The organism is Paenibacillus sp. XY044 (assembly GCF_002257645.1).
Lineage (GTDB): Bacteria > Bacillota > Bacilli > Paenibacillales > Paenibacillaceae > Paenibacillus_AQ.
In genome coordinates this window covers 22,201-30,890 of record NZ_NQMO01000020.1, presented here as the reverse complement: position 1 = coordinate 30,890, position 8,690 = coordinate 22,201, and the positions used below count along the sequence as shown (strand labels likewise).

The following is an 8,690-nucleotide window of genomic DNA, read 5'->3' as shown; positions in this document are numbered from 1 at the left end:
TAATTGTCATGATAACGCATGTATGGAAAGCTTTTTCAGCCATTTCAAGAGCGAATCTTTACGGCTACACCACTACACAGACCAAAAGCAACTCGTAGATGAAATTCATCGTTATATTCGATTTTATAACCACCACCGATTCCAGAAAAAATTAAACAACCTTAGCCCGGTTGAGTACCGAACTAAGGTTGCCTAGGTCCTTTTTATAACTGTCTACTTGACGGGGGTAACTCCATACTACCGGGTGCTTCTTTTTTGTGCCTTCCCGCAAGGCGATGAGCCGAGATCCATCGGAGGGGAAGCTGTAAGCTAGTCCAGGTTCTTGCTCAGCTTGACAATCTGGTCCCAGCCATCGTCAACGCTGACTTTTCCGAACATGATCGACTGGGTGATGTTGTCGTATTCCTTCGTAAAATTGGCCCAGCCGCCTTTGTTTCCGGGACCCGGGTCGAACGCGGCCCCGTCCTTGGACACTTCGTTGATCAGGCCCAGGGCGTTTTTGTCGACATCGGTGAACTTCGGCTCAAGCGCATCGGCGACGGTTTTGTTAACCGGGATCCCGCGGGACGTGCCGAGGATGTCGCCGGCTTCTTGGCTGTTGACGAACCAGTCGATGAACTTCTTGGCCTCGTCTTTATATTGGCTGTTGGGGCTGACGCTCCAATACATGGAGGCTTTCAGCCATCCACCCGCCTGCGTCCCCCGCGGCTGAGTCGTCAGTGCCATTACGCCCGGTTTAAGGGCATCCGTTCCGCCGAATTCCGCGGCATGCGCGCCGCGGAGCAGGATTTTCTCCTGAACGAGCAGATCCATCTGCGCGTCCTGCGATTTATCCGACACCGTCACATCCGGCGGGGGCACGAGATGGTCCTTGCGCAGCTGTGCCCATTTGTTCATCCAGTCTTTCCAGGTGGCTTCGTCGTAGTGGAACTTTCCGTCCTTGCTCATGGAGAAGCCTTTGCCCATGCTCAATTGATAGGTCATGTACGATGCCCCGTCGGCGGTCAAATCCCGGGTCAGGTATTGGTCTTTAGCCAATTTTGACTTCAGGTCGCGCGCCATGGCGAAAAACTCGTCCCATGTCTTTGGGGGCTGAACGCCAAGGCTGTCCATCATCGTCTTGTTGTACACCATGCCCCAGGCGTTGTTGCCGAGCGGCATCGCGTACAGCTTGCCTTGATAGGTGCCCGTATCGAGCAGGGCTTTGTCGATGTTATCCGTCGGAATGGACGAGAGATCCTCCAGCCGGCCGCTGGAGGCCCAGTCATTGAACCAGGCGGCATCCATTTGGAAAATATCCGGGGTGTTTTTTCCTGCAGATTGGGTCGAGAGCTTGTCTTGGTACCCGTCAAACGACTGGTATTCCGGCTCGAACGTGATGCCCGGATTGTTTTTCGAGTATAAATCAAGCGCTTTCAAAGTTGCGTCGTGACGGGCCTGCGAGCCCCACCACATAATCCGCAGCGTGATGGACTTGCCGTTTCCGGTGCCCGCAGACCCGGATTCTTCCTTCTTGACCCCGCTGCAGGCGGACAGAACGAGGGATAGCATTAGTACGGCCGCTGTGCCTGCGGCGAGACGGTGCCATGATTTTCTCATCGGTTGAACCTCCCTTAAGTAACTGATCTCTTCTTGCTCTAAGGTACCAAGCGCGGGAACTTCCGCGTAGCAGACAATGTAACAAATCGTTTCAGTATTTTACGAATATCGATGAACTGCGGGCTCCGTTTGTCCGGTGTACCGGGTAAAGCCAGCTGGGCTGCATTAGGCCCGGTAGAACTCAGTCGGACTGCGGCCGGTATGCTTTTTGAACAGCGTCGTAAAGTACGGAACGTTGCGGTATCCGACCCGCTCGGCAATTTCGGCGATGAGCAGCCTTTTCTCCAGGACCATGCTCTTGGCTTTTTCCATCCGTACCCGGGTCAAATAATCGCCGAACGTTTCGCCGGTAAACTGGCGGAACAGGGTGCTGAGATAATTTTTGGATATGTAAACCTGATCGGCTACATCCTGCAGATGGATGTTCTCGGCGTAATGCTCGTGAATGTATTGGATGATAAAGTCCACCGTTTCCTTGTGCTTCAGGTTTTCATTTGGGGTAAACCGGCGGCAGATCCGCTTCACTTTCTCCGCCACCCATGCCTTCCACTGCTCCGCATCTTCCATCAGGGCAAGCTCTTTGGACAGATCTGCAGGCGGCAGCTCGTCGTCGAGTTTGAGACCGGACTCGTACAGGGTGAAGGATAGGATGGCAAACAGCTGTGTCCCGAGGGCGGCAAGCTCGCCGGGAGGGAGCTGCGCAGCACCGCTGTCGTTGTTTGTGAAATGCTCCAGCGCCAGCAAGGCCCGCGGCTCATCGAAAGACCGGACCGCGTCCGCCATTTCCTGAAAGAATCGAACCGGCCGCACGTTGCGGGCTGCCGAATGCGCGGAGCCGCCCTCGGTGTAGACGTAGACGCAGGGGTGGTCTGCATCCGGCTTGCGCCGCTCAGCCAGTGCTTGAAAGGCCTCTTCCGTGGAGTCCGCGATGGCCATCCAGTTGTCTTTCCGGAGGCCGGCCCCGATGCGCAGCTTGACCTGAAGGTAACGGTCCACCGACAAGATAATGCGCCCGGCGAGCGCCAGCACTTCCGAGCGAAAGGCCTCTGCAGGCCAGGAGAGGGGCTTATACAGCAGCAGCGTCATATGGTGGCTGTGCAGCTCAAGAAAATAGCTCCGCAGCCCGTCCTGTCCGGCCAGCTCCTCGACCGTATTGCCGACGGCAAAGCGGAACAGGTGCCAGTCCCGGGCCGAGATGCCTTCTATGCGGCCCTGCCGCTTGATTTCCAGGGCCAGCATCATAAACTGGGCGCCTTTCCAGCCGCTCCGCTCCAGCATCCGGGAAGGCTCGTTCAGCGCGGAAGAGGTCCCGCCCGTGAGGACCGATTTCACCCATTCCCGTTCCAGATAAGGCTCGTACTGCATCAGCCGGGCCTGAAGTTCCTGCTCGCGGTGCTCTGCCGCTCTCTTCTCCGACAATTCGGTTGTTACGCGCTGCAGCACCTCGCGGATGGTTGCCGGAGAGGCGGGCTTTGGCAAATAATCGTCAACCTGCAGCCGCAGCGCTTTGCGGGCATAATCAAAGTCGGAGTACCCGCTTAAGATGATGATTTTGCCGTCAAACTGCTGCTTGCGAAGCTGCTCAATCATCTCCAGCCCGTTCATGACCGGCATATAGATGTCCGTGATGACGATGTCTGGCTTGGCAGCCTTGATCAGTCGGAGCCCCTCCTCGCCGTCCATGGCTTCCCCAACGGGGCGGATGCCGAGCTGCTCCCAGGGAATGAGCCGCGACATGCCTCCGAGCACCTGCCGGTCGTCATCCACGATCGCGAGCGTCCACATCATCTCGTCCTCCTTCCTGGTCCGGCTGCTGCGTCAGCTTTGGTAGATAAATCTCCGCCTCGGTGCCTGATTCGCCGGTACGGTTCTGGAGTGATACGCCGAAGGGCGGACCGAAAAATACTTGAATGCGCTCCGTTACGTTACGGATGCCATATCCGCCGGTTGGATGGCGTCTTCGGGTCTTCCAATCGTCCCGCAGGCCAATGCCGTTATCCCGGATCCACACCCGGATGCCGCGGTCCTCGTACGCGGCAGTCAGAACGATCTGACCATGGCAGCGTCCATGAAAGCCGTGCACGATCGCGTTTTCCACGAAGGGCTGCAGGGTCAGCTTCGGAATCAGCAGCTGCCGGAGATCCTCCGGACAATGGATCTCCCAATCCAAGCCTCCGCCCCATTTGAACTGCTGAATTTTCAAGTAGCATTCGACGTGGAGCAGCTCATCCTGTAACGGAATCAAGGATTCGCCGCCGGACAAACCGATGCGGAACATCTGCCCCATCAGCTCTAGCACCCGGCTGATCTCCTCCTGGCCAGCTTCCAGTGCCATCCAGTTCAGCTGATCCAGGGTGTTGTAGAGAAAATGGGGGTTGATCATCGCCTGGAGCGCCTTAATTTCCGCTTCGCGCTGCGCCTTATAATGCTGCTCCAGCGATTGGTACAGCGCCTCGATCCGTTCGGTCAGCTTGCGGTAGCCGCTGAAGAGACTGCCGAATTCGTTGCGGTACTCCGTAGGGAGCGGCAAGCCCTTCTTGCCGGGGTTGAACGCCTGCATCAGCTGAACCAGCTTCCGGATCGGCCGCGTGAAATTACGCGATAGAAACAGCGTGAAGAACACCGACAGCAGAATGGCTGCTGCTCCGATTGCGGCCATGGTCCATGCCAGGCGGATACTCCCGCCTGTGATGTCCTTCCATGGGGTAAGCTCGACCAGCATCCAGCTGCCCGGAGCCGTACGGGTCCAGACGGTCAGCATATTCTTCTCCGGAAGGGAACCTGCCGATTCCAGAAGCTGATGGGCGTGACCGGCATCCCCGTTGACCTCCTCCAGAATGGCGTCGATTTCTCCGGGAGGCGGGGCAATCCGGGTATGCATGATCATCCGGCCGCCAGAGTCGAGCAGCAGCCTGCTGGCCGAGGAGTTGTCCTCCGTCAGGATGTCCTGCAGAAACTTGACGCGGACGTTAATAATGAGAATTCCGCGGTTCACCCCGTCCGGCGTCGTGATTTTACGGATAAAGCTGATGACCTGCTGTTTTCCCTGTGGCGAGCCGACCTCGCGCTGTCCGATCCAGACGAAGTCGGCTTTGTCGACGGCAGGATACCAGCTTTCCCGGCTGGCGTAAGCGAGCGGGAGGTATTGAATGTTGGCGTTAGGGTCGACTTGCAGCGGATCGCTCATATAAATCTGAAAGGAGAACATCGAGCGAGAGCTGTTCAGCATCGGGGCCAGATAATCTCGGTTCAGTTCGTCCCTGGCCGTTTTGCGGGCATAATAATCTCCTTTCATCGTCAAATAATTGACCAGCGGGGAGTTGATGGACACGGCGAGCGAGGTTTGCTCCACGGCGCTCATCTGGTCGGTGAGCTGCTTATTGAGCTGCTGCAGCACCGCCTGCTGGTACATGGAGGCGCTGCCCGCCTGCTCATCTGCGGAGAACCGGTAACTGACGATCATCATGATGGTGATCAGGATCGCGATAAAAGCGGCAAAGCTGAAGAAAAACACATAATCGATACGGAACATGTGAAACGGATTCATGGCTTTTCCCCTCCTCTTGGATGCGGCGGGGCCGTAGCGTTAACGCTTTGCTATCTCAAAGCGGCCGTTCAGGGCAGGCCGGGGGAGAGGTTCGCATTTACGCTGCGGTCCGGAAGAAAAGCATGGAATGAGCGTGTCCTCTGGGCTTTCGTTTATTGCGCTCCACGTTGACTAGCCTTTCAGCCCAGACGTGGCGATGCCCTCGACGAAATGCTTCTGTGCCAGGAAGAAGATCACGACCGGCGGCAGCACGGAGAGCAGGGACACGGCGAGCAGCTGACCCCACGGCACGGCCGATTGGGAATCGATGAACATTCGGAGTGCGAGAGGGACGGTATACTTGTCCACGGTATTCAGATAAATCAGCGGACCGAAGTAATCATCCCAGCCCCAAATAAACGAGAAAATCATGACCGTGATCAGCGCCGGCAGGGTCAGCGGCATGACGATGCGCAGGTAGATGCCGAACCAGGTGCAGCCGTCGATTTTCGCCGACTCGTCAAGCTCCCGCGGAATGCCCCGGATAAATTGGACGATCAGAAAAATAAAGAAGGCTCCGCCCATGGCCGAAGGGACGATCAGAGGCAGATACGTATTGATCCAATCGAAAGAATGGAACATCGTATACTGCGGAATGAGCGTGACCTGGCCCGGCAGCATCAAGGTCATCATCAGGATGGAAAACCACAACCCTTTCAGCGGAAAGGTCAGCCGCGCGAAGCCGAAGGCCACCAAACTGGCCGAGATGACGTGCAGCACCGTGGTCGCCACGTTCAGCTTGAGGCTGTTCATGAAGAAGCGTGTAAACGTATACTTGGGCAGCGCGTTCCAGCCTTCCGTATAATTCTGCCACAGCCATACCTTGGGGAACAGGGTGGGCAGACTGATCTCAGCCGTCGATTTGAAGGAGGCGCCGATCCACCAAAGCACGGGGTAGAACATCACAAAGCAGAACGCGATCATCAGAATATGAACCAGCCAGTTTTGTTTTTTCAGAACGCCTGTCATTTGCGACCCTCCGTTTCTGTTTCGTAGAACACCCAGTATTTGGACGCGATAAAATTAACTGCCGTGGCGATGCCGATAATGACGAGCAGGATCCAGGCCAGAGCCGAAGCGTAGCCCATCTGCAGCGAACCGAAGGCCTTGTTGTACAGGAACAGGGCAAACATTTCGGTCGAATTGACCGGCCCGCCGTTGGTGACGACAAAAGCCGAGGTAAACATCTGGAACGCGTTGATGATGCCCATGATCAGGTTGAACAGGATGACGGGCGACAGCATGGGCAGCGTAATCCGGATGAATTTGCGAAGCGGCGAGGCCCCATCCACGGATGCGGCTTCATACAGCTCACCGGGAATTTGCTTAAGGCCGGCCAGGAAAATAATCATCGATGAGCCGAACTGCCACGCCGTCAGCAGAACCAGGGTTCCGAGAGCGGTGGAGGGGGTCCCGATCCAGTTTTTCGGGGCGATGCCGACCAGAATCGCAAGCTGATTGATGAATCCGTTGAGGCCGAAAATGTTGCGCCACAGTACGGCCACTGCCAAGCTTCCACCGATCAGGGACGGCAGATAAATGATTGTGCGGTAGAAGGAAATTCCCCGGATTTTCCGGTTCAGCAGCAGGGCGACCAGCAGCGCCGCCAGCAGTTTCAAGGGAACCGAAGTTATCACGTACAGGAAGGTCACCTTCAGCGAATTAAAGAAAAGCCGGTCTTGTGAGATATCCCGATAATTTTTGAGCCCGATCCAGCGGGCTGGTTCCAGCAGGGAAAACTCGGTGAAAGATAAGTAGAAGGATTGAATAATGGGCCATAGCTGCAAAATGAGAAAGCCCAGCAGCCAGGGGGCGATGAACAGGTAGCCAGCCAGCGGGGCGTTCCAGCGTCCTTTAAGAGGCCTGGCAACCGCTTTCATGTTTTTGCCCGGCTCAGCCTTGTCCGCCGCCGGTATTGTTTGTGCATTCAACATCAATCACCTCTCGCCTTTTTGAAGTCATAGAATTTATAAGCTTTCAGCGAAGCTGAACAAATTCTATGATCGCAAGAAAAAACTTCCGTTAAACGCGGTCTGTCTTCTGTGAAGATACGCCGATGGATGTTTTTCTCAGCTCTCATTGTATCCCGCTCTGGACCTTGCCTGTAGGCGAAGGATGCACAAATTCTTTCACTATTGAATGATTAAGCCGGATGGAGTGAAGGGGACGTTCTCGCGAGTGGCGAGTCCCCGAAGAGGGTAATGTAATCGATATGGAGGTGTCGTTATGATCATCAAAAAGCTGATTAGAAACTCTTCCTTGGCTGCCGCCGCGCTCATGCTGATGATGCCGGCGGGCTTAGGGTTATCGCCCGTGCATGCTGCGAACGCAGCGCAAGCGGCGCCCGCTCCTTGCGGCAGCGTCGATCACGGCTTGCTTCAGCAAGAGCAGAAACAGCACATGGGTGAAGACGCGGACCCGCTTCATTTTACCGACATTCAGTTTCTGAACGGGTCGACGGGCCGGGCGGCAGGGACTGGGTTTATAATCGGCACATCGGATGCGGGGTGCCACTGGCAGGAAATATACACGGGGAAGTGGAATTTTGCCCAGATGAGCTTTACCGACAACGTAAACGGATGGGCCATCGCGACCCTTCCTTCCCATCAGACCATGCATCTGCTAAAAACGGTAGACGGCGGGTCGCATTGGAACCAAGTATATACGGCCAGCCTTCCGTTTACTCGGCTGGAGGCACTAAACAAAAATACAGTGTTCGGCTACACGCAAAATGGAGCCTACCGGACCGATAACGGCGGAAACAGCTGGTCGAGAATCCCTACGCCGGCCAATACGAGGTATGCTACGTTTCGGGATAAGAACAACGGATATGTCCTGGTCGTTGTTCCCGGCTCGGGCTATAAAGTGCTGGGCACGGCCGACGGCGGGCACAGCTGGAGCGCGAAGCTGAACGTGAAATTCGCCTCACCGTACCCTGCGGGCGGACAAATTTACAGCAAGAGCAATCAGGTCTGGGCGCTGTTCTATGGCGACTCGGGCATGTCCCAGGTATCCTACTCGCTGTACGGCAGCACGGACCAGGGCGCACATTGGAAGCGCGTCATTGCCCAATCCACGGCCGGCGGAGGTCCGGCTCCCGGCAGCGGGGCAGCTGTTGTTAATCAGGGGCCGGCCCAGCCAGGCGGACACCCCGGCAACATGCAGCTGATCGGCCAGGAAACGGCCTTTCTGTCCGGGGGCTCTCCGGCGGGCGGTATGGTGTCAGTCGGCGTGACTTATAATGGGGGAAATACGTGGAAGAACGTAAAGCCGTCCATTAATGGTTACGATTCGCGGATCTCCTTTACGGACGGGAAGACGGGCTGGCTCGTCGTGACCAGCGCCACCAAATCGTCGATTTACTCGACCCATGACGGCGGTGCCAGCTGGAGCCGGAAGTTCGCTTTTAAGGAAGCGTTGAATCCTTAAACGGAAGCATCGCTGTACGAATGAAGTTGCAGGTCATGATCGGAAGGGCGGGACTGCCGGTGATCACCGGGGTTCC

The 8,690-nt window shown here is 56.3% G+C and carries 7 protein-coding genes; 2 read left to right on the top strand and 5 right to left on the bottom strand.

Annotated features, from left to right (window positions below):
* Nucleotides 1-196: IS3 family transposase (locus CJP46_RS37700; protein ID WP_143813086.1), on the top strand; the 196-nt coding region annotated here is incomplete at its 5' end.
* 113 nt (nucleotides 197-309) lie between these two features.
* Here CJP46_RS37700 and CJP46_RS35690 read toward each other — a convergent pair.
* The 5 genes from CJP46_RS35690 to CJP46_RS35670 all read right to left on the bottom strand — a co-directional run bounded on the left by CJP46_RS35690 (nucleotide 310) and on the right by CJP46_RS35670 (nucleotide 7,116).
* Complete coding sequence (locus tag CJP46_RS35690) at nucleotides 310-1,599, bottom strand: ABC transporter substrate-binding protein (protein WP_094600330.1); 1,290 nt, start codon at nucleotides 1,597-1,599, stop codon at nucleotides 310-312.
* Between the two features lie 165 nt (nucleotides 1,600-1,764).
* The gene (locus tag CJP46_RS35685) at nucleotides 1,765-3,387 is read right to left on the bottom strand and encodes a response regulator transcription factor (protein WP_256992672.1); all 1,623 of its coding nucleotides are present in this window, start codon (nucleotides 3,385-3,387) and stop codon (nucleotides 1,765-1,767) included.
* Entirely contained in the window at nucleotides 3,359-5,146 is a 1,788-nt protein-coding gene (locus tag CJP46_RS35680; RefSeq protein ID WP_094600328.1) for a cache domain-containing sensor histidine kinase, read from the bottom strand. Before CJP46_RS35680 ends, CJP46_RS35685 begins: the two co-directional genes overlap by 29 nt.
* A 171-nt stretch (nucleotides 5,147-5,317) precedes the next feature.
* Nucleotides 5,318-6,154 (bottom strand): carbohydrate ABC transporter permease, encoded by an 837-nt coding sequence (locus tag CJP46_RS35675; protein ID WP_094600327.1) that lies wholly within the window; start codon nucleotides 6,152-6,154, stop codon nucleotides 5,318-5,320.
* On the bottom strand, nucleotides 6,151-7,116 hold the full coding sequence (locus CJP46_RS35670) for a carbohydrate ABC transporter permease (protein ID WP_094600332.1): 966 nt from the start codon (nucleotides 7,114-7,116) through the stop codon (nucleotides 6,151-6,153). Before CJP46_RS35670 ends, CJP46_RS35675 begins: the two co-directional genes overlap by 4 nt.
* A 295-nt stretch (nucleotides 7,117-7,411) precedes the next feature.
* Between CJP46_RS35670 and CJP46_RS35665 the strand changes: the two genes are divergently transcribed.
* Nucleotides 7,412-8,614 carry a WD40/YVTN/BNR-like repeat-containing protein gene (locus CJP46_RS35665; protein ID WP_094600326.1) on the top strand — a complete coding sequence of 401 codons (1,203 nt, stop codon included), beginning with the start codon at nucleotides 7,412-7,414 and terminating at the stop codon, nucleotides 8,612-8,614.
* Nucleotides 8,615-8,690: the final 76 nt, after the last annotated feature.